Source organism: Clostridium sp., from assembly GCF_036642255.1.
GTDB lineage: Bacteria > Bacillota > Clostridia > Clostridiales > Clostridiaceae > Clostridium_J.
The window spans coordinates 38865-55170 of sequence record NZ_JAVWDJ010000012.1 but is presented as its reverse complement, the minus strand read 5'-3'; the positions used below and the strand labels follow the sequence as shown (position 1 = coordinate 55170).

Sequence of the window (16306 nt, the reverse complement as noted above, 5' to 3'; positions counted from 1 at the left end):
ATTATAAATATGAAATAACTTTTAATAACTATAAAGGTGGGAGATTTTATGAGAAGAGTAAAATTAGTTGTGACAACTGCATTAGTATTTTTCTTTGCAATAATAGCACTAAGTGAAATAGGAATAAATGCAAAAGGCGTAAATGCTAAGGGTATTAATCCTATTGGAATTAATTCTAATGCTAATGGGGAACAGGGAGAGTTAAGAAAACGAATCTATTCATATATGAAAGATAAAAAACATCAAAAAGAAGTGTATGAAGCTGGAATTGCTTTAAATGGAGGTAAATCTGCAAATACCTGTGTATATTTTTTATCTGAAGTGCTACGAAGAAATGGTATTGATATACCAATGCAAACTGCTAATACATCTCAAATGTTATCAATATTAAATGGGATGGGATGGGAAAAAGATACTGATTATAAAAATTTAAAACCGGGTGATATTGGGTTTACTACAGATGCAAGTGGTAATAAAAATGGAATCCCTACTCATACCTATATTTTTATGGGATGGGTGGAAGAAGGTAGTTATGATTATGCGTATATAGTTGATAATCAAGCAAAAGATTATGATAATCAAATTTATCATATTACTAATATTAAAAATGTAGGTGAAGCCAATGGCTACACAAAAGAAGCCTTTAGCTTTTTTATGAAGCCTAAATAAAATACAACTATAATCTATAAGTAAATATCTCACAGCCTCATATGGTCTTAAATAAGTTTAGATGTAAATAAGTATGTGCGTAAATAATTTAGGTGTCATAGCTTATTTAAATCTATAACAAGTTTAAATGAGTGTTTCATAGAAAAATACACTTGTTGATTATGTTTTCTTATAAAAGTGACTCAGAAACACCCACATATCAATTATCTAATAGGGATGCATGGGGTTAAATGTAAAATTAATATATAAAGAACTGTTGCAATAAAGTTTAGACAGTTCTTATTTTTTTCATTATTTCCTCATTAAATTGTGAACTTTTGTTAAATATTTGAATTTCTAATGTAATCTTAATGTAATCTAAAGAAATTCTTAAGAATTAACTGTTAAAATAGTTATTGTTAAGATTTTTAAGTTGGAATCTAGTTTTCAATATCAGAAAACAATGAGAGTGAAAATTGGTTTAATGTATATTTAAACTATGAATTTCCTCCGCATTAAAAAGAAAAGTGATTAGTAATAAGGAGTTTGAGTTTAAATTATGAAAGTTAAAAGTATTTATTTAGTATTCTCTAGGACGGGAACCTGGTTATCAAGATTAATTAGTTTATTTGTTGAAGGAAAATATGCACATGCATCTATTAGCTTAGATGACAAGTTTACTCAAATGTATTCTTTTGGACGAATAAACCCTGATAACCCTTTCATTGCAGGATTTACTGAGGAAAATCTTTATAATGGAGTATACAAAAAGTTCTCGAGAAGTGAATGCTTAATATATAAATTGGATGTTACAGAAGAGCAGTATGAAATTTTGAAAGAAGAAATAAATAAATTTTTTATGGAAAAAGAAAAATATAAATATAACTTTTTAGGTTTATTTGGAGTAGTATTTAATAAACCTATCAGAAGAAGAAACCACTATTTTTGCACTGAATTTGTTTCAGAAGTTTTAATGAAAACTAATATTTACAATTTGGATAAAAATCCTGCACTTACTAAGCCCGATGATTTAATTGCAATTGAACACAAGGAAATTATCTACGAAGGTTTTATAAATAATTATCAAAGTTTCAATGAAGTCTATAATTTTTAGCTGTGTTAGTGTTCACGGCTTTTTCTTTGTTTAAAATTATTATTTGATAATTAATGTAACTAAACTCAATAAGATAACTTCTATAGCTATACAATATAACAGTGTATTTACAACAACAAATTTTCTTGAATTCTTCATAACTTACCTCCCAAAAACTTATATTATAAGTCTAGACACATACGAGGAATCTGATTCAAAAATAACCAAATCAATTGAAAAAGAAGTAATTTATTTCATACAATAGAAATTTAAACTAACAAAATAAGATGCTCATAATTTATAATTATATGCAGCTTTGAAGTGCTACAATAAATATAACTTTTTCAAAGTGGATTTTATAATGTAGGAAGAATAAAAAAGAATTTTTAAGAAATAATTGAAACAATGGTAAATAAAATTTCGTCTACTTAGGTGAACCTCTAGAATTTTACCTATTAAAATACATAGTCACTAGATAAGTTTTAAAAATAGGAGGCAATATATTGTTTAAAAAGTATGGTGTAATTTTAGTTTTAATAATGCTATTATCTTTTATCTCTGGATGCACTATCATAGATAAAATTAATAGTGGGCTTTCAAGTGATAATAAAAATAATAATGAATCACAAGAAGACCCATCAAAAGACCAACTGCCAGATAAGGATGTTGAACCAGTTGACCCAGTTGACCCAATACGGGAACAAATCAGTAAAATGACTTTGGGTGAGAAGATTGGACAGATGTTTGTAGTTGGAGTTGATGGTTATAACTTAAATGATAGTACAAAGAGTCTTATTGAAAACTATAAGGTGGGTGGAGTTATATTATTTCGTAATAATATCCAAGATAGCAACCAACTTCTTCAACTATTAAATTCAGTAAAAGAGGCGAATTTAATAAATAAAATACCCCTATTTTTATCTGTAGATGAAGAAGGGGGAAGAGTGTCAAGAATGCCACAAGGTTTAAAAAAAATTCCTACAAACAAAATCATTGGAGAAATAGATAACAAAGATTTTTCGTATAACATAGGTCGTACTATTGCTGGTGAAGTTAGATCTTATGGGTTTAATATGGATTTTGCACCAGTTCTTGATGTTAACAGTAATCCCAATAATCCAGTTATAGGGGATAGGGCCTTTGGAGCAAATCCTAATATAGTAACTCGATTAGGAATCGAAACTATGAAAGGGTTTCAAACAGAAGAGGTTATACCTGTAGTAAAACACTTTCCGGGGCATGGAGATACCTCTGTAGATTCACATATAGGGTTACCCACTGTGAATAATGATTTAAAAAGGTTAGAAAGTTTTGAACTAATACCTTTTGAAGAAGCTATAAAAAACAAGGCGGATGCAATAATGATTGCCCATATACTTTTGCCAGAGCTAGATAAAGATAATCCATCCTCCATGTCAAAGGTTGTAATTACAGATATATTAAGAGATAAACTTAAATTTCATGGAGTTGTAATCACTGATGATATGACTATGGGTGCAATAATGGAAAATTATAATATTGGTGAAGCTGCGATAAAATCAGTAAAAGCTGGAACAGATATTGTGTTAGTGTGCCATGGTTATGATAGGGAAGTTGAAGTAATTAATACTTTAAAAGAAGCGGTAGCAAAGGGTGATATATCGGAAGAAAGAATAAATGAAAGTGTTTATAGAATTCTTAAACTCAAGAACAAATATAATTTAAAGGATGAATTATTAGATTCTATAAATGTTGATAAAATAAATAATGATATAAATGAACTTCTAAATACTTATATAAAGTAAAAATTTTTATATTGGGTGTTTAAAAATTTACATCTTAAAGTCTTTGTTTTTTAGTTGTATTTTTAAAGGGATATTTATATAAATATTTACATATAAAAGGTCATTGTGCCAAAGACAAAGGAAAAATATCTTGTTTTGGTACAGTATTTTATAAATTGGACAAGTTTTAATTACATTAAGTATTGTGAAAAGGACTAGTGGATTTTTACAAAATCCGTGATATATTTAGTTTTTTTCATAATAATAATAATTTTATCATTCAACTGTTTTCTGAAAATGGGAACAGTTTTTTTATATCTAAAATTTTATTATAAATTAAGAATAAACTGAAAACTTACAAATATAAATATAAATATAGTTTAATGGGGGTGAAAGTTTGATTAAGTACATTCTAAAGAGACTGGGTGTTAGTGTAGTGACTCTATTTATTGTTATAACAGCAACATTCTTTCTAATGAGATTAATGCCAGGAGGACCTTTTGACGGTGAGAAGCCTCTTCCACCAGAAATCAAAGCTAAGTTAGAGGCTAAATACGGGCTAGACAAAACTATGGGTGAACAATATCAAATGTATCTAGGTGATCTACTAAAAGGTGATTTAGGACCTAGTATGAAGTACAAAGGAAGGGAAGTTCAAGAGATCATAGGTTATTCTTTCCCTACCTCCGCAAAATTAGGTTCAGTAGTTGTAGTTTCTTCTTTATTATTTGGAATCATATTAGGTATTATTGCAGCATTAAAATACAACAAGTGGCCAGATTCGGTGTGTATGGTTCTAGCGACATTAGGAGTAACTGTACCAGGATTTGTTATCGCAACTTTACTTATGTATATCTTCGGAGTTAAATTAAACATACTACCAATTACAGGTTTAAAGGACATGAAAAGTTATATACTACCAACCATAGCATTAAGTGGTTATTCTATTGCCTTTATCTCAAGACTTGCAAGGTCCAAGCTTCTTGAAGTATTGAAATCTGATTACATTAGAACGGCAAGAGCTAAAGGGGTTAACAGTAGAAATATTATAGTAAAACATGCCCTAAGAAACACCTTAATACCAATAGTAACATATTTAGGACCATTAATTGCAGGAATCTTGACAGGAAGTTTTGTTATTGAAAAAATCTTTGCAATTCCAGGCCTTGGAAGAGAATTTGTTACAACCATTACAAATAGGGATTATACCACAATCTTAGGTGTAACTATATTTTACAGTGCCTTGATAATTGTGTGCAATTTAATTGTTGATATTCTATACGTTGTTATAGATCCAAGAATTAAATTGGACAACATTGAGCAATAGGGGGTGGAATTGTGGAATACAACAACATTGAAAAAGAGTTTAACTTCACAGGTGATTCAGATAAAGGAGAAGCAGTTATAGGTAGACCAAGTTTATCTTATTGGAAAGATTCGTGGAGAAAGTTAAAAAAGAATAGATTAGCTTTAATAGGTTTAATTTTTGTAGTGTTAATTACCTTAGGCGCTATTCTAGTGCCAATATTATCAAAATATCATTATGCTGACAACAACTTGATGGGAACTAATCAAGGGCCTTCCTTAGAACATTGGTTTGGAACAGATCAATTAGGAAGAGATTTGTTTGTAAGAGTAATGTATGGAGCGAGATATTCCTTATTCATTGGATTTGCGGCATCGATCTTAAATTTATTTATAGGAATTTTATATGGTGGAATTGCAGGACTTGTTGGTGGATGGGTTGATAATTTAATGATGAGAGTTATAGATGTTATTTATTCTATACCCATGACAATTTATGTAATCCTTCTCATGGTAATTTTTGATAAGGGTGGATTGTTTAATATTATAGTGGCACTAGCGGTTTCTTATTGGATTGGAATGGCGAGAATTGTTAGATCAGAAATACTCCAATTGAAGGAACAGGAGTTTACTCTTGCAGCAAGAACCTTAGGAGCTTCTCAGAAGAGAATTCTACTTAAGCATTTACTACCAAACTGTATGGGATCCATAATTGTAACTTTAACACTTCAAATTCCTTCAGCAATATTTACAGAGGCATTTTTAAGCTTTATTGGCCTTGGTATTGTGCCACCAGCTGCATCTTGGGGAACTTTAGCAAACGATGCACTTCAAAGCTTAAGGTTATTCCCTTACCAACTATTCTTTCCTACATTAGCAATTTGTTTAACAATACTATCATTCAATTTACTTGGTGATGGGCTTAGAGATGCCTTAGATCCAAAAGTAAAGAAATAGGGGGTAGGAAAGATGAGTAGTTTATTAGAAGTAAATAATTTAAAAACATCTTTCTCCATTCAATTTGGAGAGGTTCAAGCTGTTGGAGGAGTTTCCTTCAAGTTAGAAACTGGAGAAGTAGTTGGAATCGTTGGAGAGTCAGGTAGTGGCAAAAGTGTTACTATGATGTCCATAATGAGACTTTTAGATGATAATGGAAAGATAAAAGAAGGAGAAGTTCTCTTTGAAGGAAAGGACTTAGCACCTCTTAAAGAAGATGAAATGGCCAAAATAAGAGGAAATGAAATGTCTATGATATTTCAAGATCCAATGACCTCTCTAAATCCTTTGATGACAATTGGAAATCAAATCATGGAGCCATTGATGATACACAAAAAGTTATCAAAGCAAGAAGCATTAAAAAGAGCAATTGAGTTATTAAGCCTAGTTGGTATTCCTAGCCCTGCTAGTAGAATTAAGCAATACCCACATGAATTTTCAGGTGGAATGAGACAAAGGGTTATGATTGCAATTGCATTAGCATGTAATCCTAAACTTCTTATTGCAGATGAGCCAACAACAGCATTAGATGTTACTATTCAAGCTCAGATATTAGAAATAATGAAAGATATTAAAGAAAAATTGAATACATCAATAATCTTGATAACCCACGACCTTGGGGTTGTAGCGGATATTTGCGATAAGGTAAATGTTATGTATGGAGGCTTGATCATAGAGCAAGGTACCGTAAAGGATATATTCTATAACTCAAGACATCCATATACCTGGGGTCTTCTAGGAAGTGTGCCTAATCCTGATACTTTAGTAAAAGAAAGATTAAGACCAATTGATGGCCAACCACCAGATTTGTTAAAACCTCCAGCTGGATGTCCTTTTTACAGTAGGTGTGAATACTCAATGACGGTTTGCAAATCAAACAGACCTAAGTTATATGAAATAACTGTAGGGCATAAATCAGCCTGTTGGTTAAACGATGAGAGAGCACCTAAGGTTGATGCTCCAATACAAAGGAGGGACTTAAATGAGTAATGTGGAAAATTTAGTAGAGGTAAAGAATTTAAGTAAATACTTCAAAACTAAAAAAGGCCTTTTTTCTAAGAATAAGGGATATCTAAAAGCAGTAGATGATGTTTCATTACACATAAAAAAAGGAGAAACCTTAGGTTTGGTTGGGGAATCTGGATGCGGAAAAAGTACTTTTGGCAGAACCTTATTGAAGTTATATAATGCTACAAACGGTAATATTCTTTATAATAATGTGGATATTGCAGCTCTTTCAAGTAAAGAACTTTTGGCTTATAGAAAGAAAATGCAAATGATTTTCCAAGATCCTTACGCATCTCTAAATCCAAGACTAACTGTTGGAGATATTATTGGTGAATCCTTAGAAATTCATAATATTTGTAAGGGGAAAGAAAAGGAAGAACGAGTAAAGTACTTTTTAGACAAAGTAGGGTTACATCCAAGTCATATAAGTAGATATCCTCATGAATTTTCAGGTGGTCAAAGACAAAGAATTGGGATTGCAAGAGCTTTAGCTGTAGAACCGGAATTTATTGTTTGTGATGAGCCAATTTCAGCATTAGATGTATCTATTCAAGCTCAAATCGTTAATATGCTTGAGGATTTACAAAATGATTTAGGACTTACTTATTTATTCATTGCCCATGATTTGTCAATGGTTAAGCATATTTCAAACAGAGTTGGAATCATGTATCTTGGGAAATTGGTTGAGATTTCAGATAGTAATGAAGTTTATAAAAACCCACTTCATCCATATACACAAGCCTTATTGTCATCAATACCTATTCCTGATCCAGATAAGGCAAAAGAAAAGAAGAGGATTATTTTAGAAGGTGATATACCATCGCCTATAGATCCACCACCAGGGTGTAGGTTTAAAACAAGATGTAGATATGCTAAAAAAATATGCTCAGAAGTACAACCAGAATTAAAAGAAATCTCTAAAGGCCATAATGTAGCTTGTCATTTGTATAATATATAAAATTTAAGGGGGCAATAAAATGAAGAAAACTCAATTAAGAAGAATAATCGCAGGGGTTCTAAGTACCATGGTAGTTAGCTCATTCTTTTACGGATGCAGCAAGCCAAAGGTTGAAGATCCAGCAGGTGGTAAAACTCCAGTTGAAACTCCAGAAGTTAAACCTGCTGTTGAACAAAAGATTGTATATAATCTAGGTGCAGATCCTAAGACTATCGACCCTCAACTTAACTCAGCTGTGGATGGTTCTACAATAATCACTAATGCCTTTGAAGGACTTTTGAGACAAGACAAAGACTCTAAATTAGTAAATGGTGTTGCAGAGAAATATGAAATGTCTGCAGATGGGAAAACTTACAAATTTACATTAAGAGATAATGCAAAATGGTCAGATGGTAAAAAGGTTGTTGCTGGAGACTTTGAATATGCTTGGAAAAGAGCATTAAACCCTGAGGTAGCTTCTGAGTATGCATATCAATTATATTATCTTAAAAATGGAGAAGCATACTTTAATGGAAAGGCTAAAGCTGAAGACGTAGGAGTTAAGGCTATTGATGATAAGACTTTGGAAGTAACTTTAGAGGCACCTGTACCATACTTCCTATCTTTAACAGCTTTCCCAACTTACTATCCAGTAAGAAAAGATGTTGTTGAAGCAAATCCTGAGAAGTGGGCACTATCACCAGAAACTTATATTTGTAATGGACCATTCAAAATGAAAGAGTGGAAAGAAAAAGAGAGCATGACTTTTGTTCCAAATGAAAACTATTGGGATGCAGGTGATGTTAAATTAGATACTTTAGAAGTTAGATTAATAGATGATGAGATAACTTACCTAAATGCATTTAAGAGTGGAGAGTTAGATATAATCGATTCACCACCACCTACAGAAATTCCGTCTTTATTGGCAGATGGAACTGCTAAAGTATATCCTTATTTAGGAACTTACCTTTATATATTTAACGTCTCTGACACACAAGTTGATCCAGCAGCAGCTAAAGTGTTAAAGGATGTAAGAGTAAGAAAAGCACTAGCTTTGGGTATAGATAGAAAGATGTTAGTAGAGAAAGTTGCACAAGGAGGCCAAGTTCCAGCAACTAGCTATGTTCCAGAAGGAATAGTTGACTCCTTAGGGGTAGAATTCCAAAAGGATTACTTACCTGAAACAGCTGATATTGCAGGGGCTAAGAAGTTATTAGAAGAAGCTGGCTTTAAAGATGGAAAAGGAATGCCAAAAATAACATTCACTTTCAATACTGGTTCTGGACATCAAATGATAGCTCAAGCTATTCAAGATATGTGGAAAACAAATCTTGGAGTTGAAATAGAACTTAAAAATGAAGAGTGGGCAGTTTTCCAAGATACAAGAAATAACTTCCAATACTCAATTGCTAGACATGGATGGATTGCAGACTATAATGATCCAATGACCTTCTTAGACATGTGGGTAACAGGGGGCGGACAAAATAATGCAGGTTATGCAAATCCAGAATATGATAAGTTAATCGCTATCGCTAAATCAGAAACCGATGGAGCAAAGAGAACTGAGGCACTTCACAAGGCTGAAGATATATTAATGACAGACTTACCAGTTCTTCCGTTATACTTCTATACAAATATTATCTGCGCAGATCCAACAGTTAAAGGCTTCATTAAGTCTCCACTTGGACAAATGGACTTTAAAGACGCTTACGTAGAATAATTTTAAAATAATAAAACCTCAGGGATTTTGTGATCCTTGAGGTTTTTTACAATCTTGAGTTGTTTTGGACAATTTGTCCATTGCAAATTTTTTAGAACTATCACTATGATCGATGTAGAATATCATATGTATAAGAAAATGTACTTGTAGTTTTACTATAATTTAAATGAAAAGTGCTATAGTTTTAACCAATAAAAAGTTGTTAAAACCATAGCGTTTTTTCAGCATATTTAAAAACTTAAAGTTTAAATATAAAATTGAAGAAATAAAGAACCAAAGAGTTTAGAAACTATTTGCTAGCTTCTTCGAATACCATGCGAACTATATCCTTTGTAGTACCACCTTCATAAATTTTGTTGTTTTCAACATAGTAGGTTGGAACATAGTAATAGTCGTACTCCTTAGAAATTTCAGGATGCTTCTCTTCATCAATTACTTCTACTTTAATATCCTTATACCTTGGATTTTCCTGCCTTACTTCCTCAATCCAAGTTTTTGCTTTGGTGCAATGGGGACACCAATCTGTAATAAACATTTTAATATCTTTCATTGGTAATGTCACCTCTTTCATAGTTTAGAGTATATAAAACAATTATAACAATAGTATATGCCTTTACAATATATTTTAATATAAGATAAGTTTCAGATTTAGAAAATTAGAATTGTCATTGAATTATGAATGAACAGAATAAGTTTCTAATAGCTCAATTTATTAAGCCTCAAAAGCATTTTTTAATTATAAATGGGTTTAGTTTGCTAAATTAATTACTAAATTCATATTGCTGAAAAATAGGGAAAAATGTTATAGTATAGATATATTTGTAACATTTTGACGGAAAGCATTTACTATCATTATTTAAGGAAGTGAGAAAAATGTATAATATTAAAAAGCGGTTAAATATATTGGGATTTATTATAATAATGGTAGTAGTTTTTGGATTAATTATTCAATTTTATTATTACAATAATATACATAGAACAGAAACCCAAAAGATTATTACTCTCTCTAATGATATTGTTCAAAGTGAAATTACTAATGATTTAATGAAAAAAGCCCAGATCATTTCTGATGTAGCAAACTATATTGCTCTTGAAAAATGGGACAAGGATCTAACTAGTGAATATTTTAAAATGTTAAGTGAGAAAAATAAGGATTTTTCAATTATTTATTTTGGAACTCCAGAAAATGAATTGATCATCAGCAATGGATGGCAGCCACCAAGTAACTTCGATTTAAGACAGCGACCTTGGTATAATAAAGCAGTAGAAGCAGGGAAATTAATATTTACTGAAATTCTTATTGATGCGTCAACTAACGAGCTTATCATAACCTTAGCCCAACCAGTTTATGATGCTAGTGGTAAGCTTTTAGGGGTTGTAGCTGGGGATGTTGATATTAATAGTGTGATATCTCTAGTCCAGGAGAAAAAGCATAGTGAAGATAGTTTTTCATTCTTAATAGATGGAAGTGGGAATATATTGGCCAATCCCAAATATGATTATAAATTTTTATGGAATGTAAAAAACATTGATGAAGTATCAAAAGAGGTCAAGGTTGAGATGTTCCAAAATAAAGAAGGAATCACGGAACTTACCATGGATGGTGTAGAAGGTTATTTAGCATATGTGCTAGTAGAAGGTACAGATTGGAGAATAGCAAGTTTTATTTCCCTTGATGAATACATGAAAAGCACCATTCAGTACTTAAGAATATTTGGTATAACTGTATTATCCTCAGTTTTAATTTTTTACATACTTTTTATGTTGCAAAAGAAGTATTTTATAGATCCCACTGATAAACTGCATAGAGATATTCAAGGTATTAATGTTGAAGAAGACATAACCTATAGAGTACCCATAAGAAAAAATGACCCATTTGGAATTCTGCGAAATTCAATAAACTCTACTTTGGATAAGGCACAGGAATACTTTATAAGATTAGAGGCTGATGAACAAGAACTAGAGGCTCAAAATGAAGAGCTTCAGGCGTCTTTACAACAATTAGCAGCTGCTGAAGATGAGCTTAGAGTGTATAATGATCAACTGGTGGAAAGCGAAAAGCAACTGAAGTATTTAAGTCACCATGATTATTTAACTAATTTGTATAATAGGAGATTTTTTGTAGAAGAGCTAAATAGATTGGATAAAAAGGAAAATTATCCTCTTGCTATTTTGATGGCAGATGTAAACGGACTTAAGCTTATAAATGATTCCTTTGGTCATTTAAAAGGTGATGAACTACTAATTAAAACGGCAGAAGTTATAAAAAAATCTTGTAGATCTCAAGATGTCCCATGTAGAATTGGCGGAGATGAATTTGTTATTATTTTGCCTAAAACATCGGAAAAGGAAGTAGAAAGTACTGTTGAAATCATTCAGCACGCATGTTCAAAAGAAAAGGTTCTTTCTCTAGAGTTATCAATTTCCTTTGGATGGGAGATAAAGCTTCAAGAGGATGTAAATATAAATGAAACCTTAAAGAAAGCTGAAGATTATTTATACAAGAGAAAGCTTTTTGAAAGCCCAAGTATGCGAGGTAAAACAATTAGTGCAATAATTAACACACTACATGAAAAAAACAAAAGAGAAGAGCAACACTCACAAAGAGTTTCAGCATTATGTGATAGTATGGGAAAAGCTCTTGGTCTCGGTGTTGGAGAGATAAAGGAACTTAAAACCGTGGGACTTCTTCACGATATAGGTAAGGTTGCTATTGAGGAAAATATCCTTAATAAGCCAGAAAAACTAACTGAAGATGAAAGAGAAGAAATTAAAAGACATCCAGAAATAGGCTATCGTATTCTTAGTTCAGTTAATGATATGTCAGAAATGGCAGAGTATGTACTTGCTCATCATGAAAGATGGGATGGGTTAGGATATCCCAAAGGATTAAAAGAATATGAAATCCCATTACAAGCAAGAATAATGGCTATTGCGGATACTTTTGATGCTATTACTAGCGAAAGATCTTATCGAAGCGCACTTCCAGTAGAATTTGCAGTAGGAGAACTAAGGAAAAATGCAGGCACGCAATTTGATCCTGTATTAGTGGAAGTATTTATCGAAAATGTAGTTAGAAATTCAAAATAAATTTTCATTAAGATGCTGGAAAAAACTTTGATAATTTTAAAACAAGAGGAATATTATAATTTTTAAAAGGACTTAATTTAGATTAAGTCCTTTTAATTTGGATTTATTAATAAAAGTGGTAAAGTTGAAACAGTATAAATTCAAAGATTAAACAATATTAGAAGAATGGTTCTTTGTAAAATTTTATGTTAGAAATAACATATGAAAAACAAATGTATAGTTTCATCCTACTTTGAATATCGAATTAAGTGCAAAATAAGATATATTATGTTACATGAAATATACAATGAAAACATAAAAGAGTACAATTATACTTGTGAAAAATGCAACAATCAAAAGTGATTTATTCATAATATTGTTATAAAAATAACATTATGAATAAAATATTAACAAATTCTCTTAAGTAAAACATTAACAAATCAGCCTAATGTCACACTTTTAGCTTTATTGAGTAATATATATTAAGATACATTCATATAATCTTAATATAAAATTGAATGAGGAGGCATTAAAATATGCATGATAGAGGTTTGTTGGATTTGAACGATATAAAAGTTGATATTGAAGTTTCAAGATGTTTTGAGTTTACTCATCCAAAAGAAAGTACACTGATGCTACACAAATTATTGAAATGGATTCAAAAGAATCTTGAAAATTTAAGTGTTTATAATATTAATAAAGCTGCATTGGATAATTTCATTGAAAAGTATGAGCTGAACATGAATTATATAATTGAAAGAGACTTTTATCTTAAAGAAGCCAATGATAGATATAAAAATCATAAAGGTTTTTCAGAGAGTGCTGTTGCAAATGTTGGAATTCCAAGAAGTCCTTTTAAAGTAACCCTTGAAGAGTTAAAGAATTTTTATAAGTGTATTAATATATTAGAGGAAGAGTATGATTTAGTTAGAGGGAAAAATATAGTTCTTAGTGATTCTGTATATTATTTCAGAAGTATGGAAGCTATTAAAGCTATGCTAGAAAAGAGAATGACCTATGCAATAATTCATAGTTAAAATCTAATGGAAACACAAACTGCTCATATAAAAAATGTGAGCAGTTTGTGTTTTTTTATGAAACTAATTTGATAATAACTAATTCAGTGGGGGATGTTCAACTTTCTAAATAGTCTACTGATAATTTGCAAGGGCTAATCCTCTTAAAACCCTTCGATTAAAATATATTGAAATTTATTTAATAAATTTATACTTTGATAAGTTCAAGTGAAGTGCTGCAACTATTGATCCCAAGGTATTTAAAATCATATCTAGGTTTGTATCAAATACATCACCTTGAGCTGGTGGGGAAGGTTTAATAGTAAGGTCAATTGCAAATTCTAAGAATTCGAATAATTGGCCTAAAGCCATACCTAAGGCAATAATAAAAATAAAGTTATAAGCTTTTTTACTACCATTACTTGTAACCATCTGATTAATAATTGCATAAGAAAACAGTGTAAAAGAATAAGTACCAAAACCATGAAGTGCTTTATCAAAAATAAAGGATTTACTATAAAAATCTAAATAATCCCCTATAAATACATGGGCTAGTAATGTAGCCATGATTAGAAATCTTATGTAGTTACTCATATATAAATTACTTTTAATTTCCCAAAAGGTATAAGCTAGAAATAAAACTGAAATAGCAATTATTTCATAGAGGTAATTTATCTGTCCGCTTTTATATAATCCATAACCAATAAATAGTTGGATCACTAAAAAGATTATGGTCAAAAGGTTAATAACTTTTACTCTTTTATTCATAGGTACTCCTCCATAATTGTATTATTTTTAGAATAACCAACTGATGTAGTTTTATGTATTGAAAAGGTGGGTGTAGACACCTAAAACAATAGGGAATGAAAGTGATTAAAGAGTAAGAGGTAAAAGGCATTGTGAAGTGCTTGGTTTTTACCAATAAATTTTCAATTTGCATTTTTAATATGAGAGATACAATTAAAAAGTAGAGTAATTGTTAAAATTAGGAAGATGTGATATTATGGTAAAAAAAGGTAAAGCGAGTGAGTGGAGTTATTATATATAAATTAAGGTTATTCAAGTAGATTGAAACTATAGTTGATTCATAAGATAAAAGTAAGTTTAAAATTTCAAGAGAGGCGGATAACATTATGATTAAGAGAATGATTTCAGTGGTAATGGTTATAAGTACCTTATTTAGCGTTGGGTGTAGTAAACAAGCTTCTGCAACAAAGGAACTTAGTGCAAAAGAGTTCACAATAAGCGCTGCAGCGAGTCTAAAGGAGCCATTAGAAGAGATAATTCAGCAGTATAAGGGACAAGCAGATGTAAGAATAAATGTGAATTTTGGAGGATCCGGAACATTGCAAAAGCAGATTGAAGAGGGTGCACCTGTAGATTTATTTATTTCTGCAGGAAAGAATCAAGTAAGTACTTTAATTGATAAAGGACTAGGGGATAAAAGTACTTACAAAGAATTACTCACTAACTCTTTAGTGCTTATAGTATCCAATAATTATGATAAAAATATAAAATCTCTTGAAGATCTAGAAAATAAGGATGTAAAACTTGCCTTAGGAGAAATAAACACAGTACCCGTAGGACAATATTCTAAGGAGGCTCTAGAAAATACAAAACTCTGGGAGAAATTTAAGAGTAAAATAGTTTATGCAAGGGATGTGAAATCAGTATTAAACTATGTAGAAAATGGAGAAGCAGAAGCTGGAATAGTGTATTATAGCGATGCTGTAAATCTTAAAAATAGTTACATAGCTATAAAGATTCCAGAAGATATTCATGAATCCATTGTGTATCCAATGGTGTTAATAGCTGAGAGTGAAAATAAAGCTTCAGTAATTAAGTTTATGGAATTTATGAGCACTTCACAAGCAAAAGAGATATTTTTGAAATATAATTTTAGCGTAAAGGAAAACTGATATGATATTTGATGCTTTGATGATATCTTTAAAGATGAGTCTAACTTCAATTGCAGCCAGTAGCGTAGTTGGGGTGCTTTTAGCTAATACTTTATATAGAAACCAAACAAGATTAAAAGGGATAATTGAGGGATTCATATTAATGCCAATGTTTCTTCCACCCTCTATTATAGGTTATGGACTCTTGCTTTTAATTGGAAAGAGTGGCCCCGTAGGAAATTTTCTTTATTCTGCATTTGACATAAGGCTTGTGTTCACTTGGTGGGCAGGAGCAATTGCTACTTTTATTATTTCGTTGCCTCTTATCTATCAAAATAGCAAGGCAGGTTTTCTCAATATTAATAAGGAATGCGAGGATGCGGGGAAAATTGATGGAGCGAGTACTTTTCAAATATTTTATATGATAAAGATCCCTATGGCACTAAGATCAATTCTTTGTGGTATAGTTCTTGGTTTTGCAAGAGCTTTTGGAGAGTTTGGAGCTACCTTGATGGTAGCAGGGAATATACCTTCAAAAACTCAAAATATACCTACAGCTGTATATTATGCAGTTGAGGCTGGGGATATGGTAACAGCAAATAAACTCTTTATTATTGTGTTATTTGTAGGTATCACTCTAATTACAGTGTTTAATTACCTAATCTCTAAAAGCGATTATTGATTGATATTAAATATAAAAAAATCAACTTGTTCATTCTTTAATATTTAATAATCTATAGATTCACTAGAAAAATATTTGTGGCAAATAATGAGGCTTGCGTAAATGCAAGTAATGAGTGTATAAAATTCAAATTGACTTTTGTGGAGTTTTGGGTTAGTTATAAAATCAACC

Annotated in this window: 14 protein-coding genes; 12 read left to right on the top strand and 2 right to left on the bottom strand. The window is 31.0% G+C overall.

Annotated features, from left to right (window positions below; genetic code table 11):
- Positions 1-48: 48 nt before the first annotated feature.
- The 8 genes from RR409_RS08870 (at position 49) to RR409_RS08835 (ending at position 9470) form a co-directional block, all read left to right on the top strand.
- On the top strand, positions 49-669 hold the full coding sequence (locus RR409_RS08870; protein WP_332557386.1) for a hypothetical protein: 621 nt from the start codon (positions 49-51) through the stop codon (positions 667-669).
- Positions 670-1207: 538 nt separating this feature from the next.
- Positions 1208-1762, top strand: a complete 555-nt coding sequence (locus RR409_RS08865; RefSeq protein WP_332557385.1) for a hypothetical protein — start codon at positions 1208-1210, stop codon at positions 1760-1762.
- A gap of 482 nt (positions 1763-2244) precedes the next feature.
- On the top strand, positions 2245-3525 hold the full coding sequence (gene nagZ / locus RR409_RS08860; protein WP_332557384.1) for a beta-N-acetylhexosaminidase: 1281 nt from the start codon (positions 2245-2247) through the stop codon (positions 3523-3525).
- A gap of 376 nt (positions 3526-3901) precedes the next feature.
- Positions 3902-4831, top strand: a complete 930-nt coding sequence (locus tag RR409_RS08855; protein ID WP_332557383.1) for an ABC transporter permease — start codon at positions 3902-3904, stop codon at positions 4829-4831.
- An 8-nt stretch (positions 4832-4839) separates the two neighbouring features.
- Positions 4840-5766, top strand: coding sequence for an ABC transporter permease (locus RR409_RS08850; RefSeq protein WP_332557426.1), 927 nt, complete (start codon positions 4840-4842; stop codon positions 5764-5766).
- Positions 5767-5778: 12 nt separating this feature from the next.
- Positions 5779-6795, top strand: coding sequence for an ABC transporter ATP-binding protein (locus RR409_RS08845; RefSeq protein ID WP_332557382.1), 1017 nt, complete (start codon positions 5779-5781; stop codon positions 6793-6795).
- Positions 6788-7771, top strand: a complete 984-nt coding sequence (locus tag RR409_RS08840) for a dipeptide ABC transporter ATP-binding protein (RefSeq protein WP_332557381.1) — start codon at positions 6788-6790, stop codon at positions 7769-7771. Before RR409_RS08845 ends, RR409_RS08840 begins: the two co-directional genes overlap by 8 nt.
- A gap of 19 nt (positions 7772-7790) precedes the next feature.
- On the top strand, positions 7791-9470 hold the full coding sequence (locus tag RR409_RS08835) for a peptide ABC transporter substrate-binding protein (RefSeq protein WP_332557380.1): 1680 nt from the start codon (positions 7791-7793) through the stop codon (positions 9468-9470).
- 289 nt (positions 9471-9759) lie between these two features.
- Here RR409_RS08835 and RR409_RS08830 read toward each other — a convergent pair whose 3' ends face one another.
- On the bottom strand, positions 9760-10020 hold the full coding sequence (locus tag RR409_RS08830; protein WP_332557379.1) for a thioredoxin domain-containing protein: 261 nt from the start codon (positions 10018-10020) through the stop codon (positions 9760-9762).
- A 323-nt stretch (positions 10021-10343) separates the two neighbouring features.
- Here RR409_RS08830 and RR409_RS08825 point away from each other — a divergent pair, with 323 nt between their 5' ends.
- Positions 10344-12560, top strand: a complete 2217-nt coding sequence (locus RR409_RS08825) for an HD domain-containing phosphohydrolase (RefSeq protein ID WP_332557378.1) — start codon at positions 10344-10346, stop codon at positions 12558-12560.
- Positions 12561-13075: 515 nt separating this feature from the next.
- A complete protein-coding gene (locus RR409_RS08820) occupies positions 13076-13576 on the top strand; it encodes a hypothetical protein (protein WP_332557377.1) in 501 nt (166 codons plus the stop codon).
- Positions 13577-13750: 174 nt separating this feature from the next.
- On the opposite strand, the gene RR409_RS08815 is transcribed toward RR409_RS08820, so the two are convergent.
- Positions 13751-14323, bottom strand: coding sequence for a hypothetical protein (locus RR409_RS08815; protein WP_332557376.1), 573 nt, complete (start codon positions 14321-14323; stop codon positions 13751-13753).
- Positions 14324-14688: 365 nt separating this feature from the next.
- On the opposite strand from RR409_RS08815, the gene modA reads away from it, so the two are divergent.
- Together modA and modB are read left to right on the top strand one after the other, a co-directional pair.
- Positions 14689-15474, top strand: coding sequence for a molybdate ABC transporter substrate-binding protein (modA, locus tag RR409_RS08810; protein ID WP_332557375.1), 786 nt, complete (start codon positions 14689-14691; stop codon positions 15472-15474).
- A gap of 1 nt (position 15475) precedes the next feature.
- On the top strand, positions 15476-16135 hold the full coding sequence (gene modB, locus RR409_RS08805; protein ID WP_332557374.1) for a molybdate ABC transporter permease subunit: 660 nt from the start codon (positions 15476-15478) through the stop codon (positions 16133-16135).
- The last annotated feature ends 171 nt before the right edge of the window (positions 16136-16306 follow it).

Coding starts and splice junctions, on each gene's coding strand:
- RR409_RS08825 (WP_332557378.1), top strand. CDS start 10,344: ATGTATAATATTAAAAAGCGGTTAAATATATTGGGATTTATTATAATA.
- RR409_RS08835 (WP_332557380.1), top strand. CDS start 7,791: ATGAAGAAAACTCAATTAAGAAGAATAATCGCAGGGGTTCTAAGTACC.
- RR409_RS08865 (WP_332557385.1), top strand. CDS start 1,208: ATGAAAGTTAAAAGTATTTATTTAGTATTCTCTAGGACGGGAACCTGG.
- modB (WP_332557374.1), top strand. CDS start 15,476: ATGATATTTGATGCTTTGATGATATCTTTAAAGATGAGTCTAACTTCA.
- modA (WP_332557375.1), top strand. CDS start 14,689: ATGATTAAGAGAATGATTTCAGTGGTAATGGTTATAAGTACCTTATTT.
- RR409_RS08830 (WP_332557379.1), bottom strand. CDS start 10,020: ATGAAAGATATTAAAATGTTTATTACAGATTGGTGTCCCCATTGCACC.
- RR409_RS08815 (WP_332557376.1), bottom strand. CDS start 14,323: ATGAATAAAAGAGTAAAAGTTATTAACCTTTTGACCATAATCTTTTTA.
- RR409_RS08820 (WP_332557377.1), top strand. CDS start 13,076: ATGCATGATAGAGGTTTGTTGGATTTGAACGATATAAAAGTTGATATT.
- RR409_RS08840 (WP_332557381.1), top strand. CDS start 6,788: ATGAGTAATGTGGAAAATTTAGTAGAGGTAAAGAATTTAAGTAAATAC.
- RR409_RS08870 (WP_332557386.1), top strand. CDS start 49: ATGAGAAGAGTAAAATTAGTTGTGACAACTGCATTAGTATTTTTCTTT.
- RR409_RS08845 (WP_332557382.1), top strand. CDS start 5,779: ATGAGTAGTTTATTAGAAGTAAATAATTTAAAAACATCTTTCTCCATT.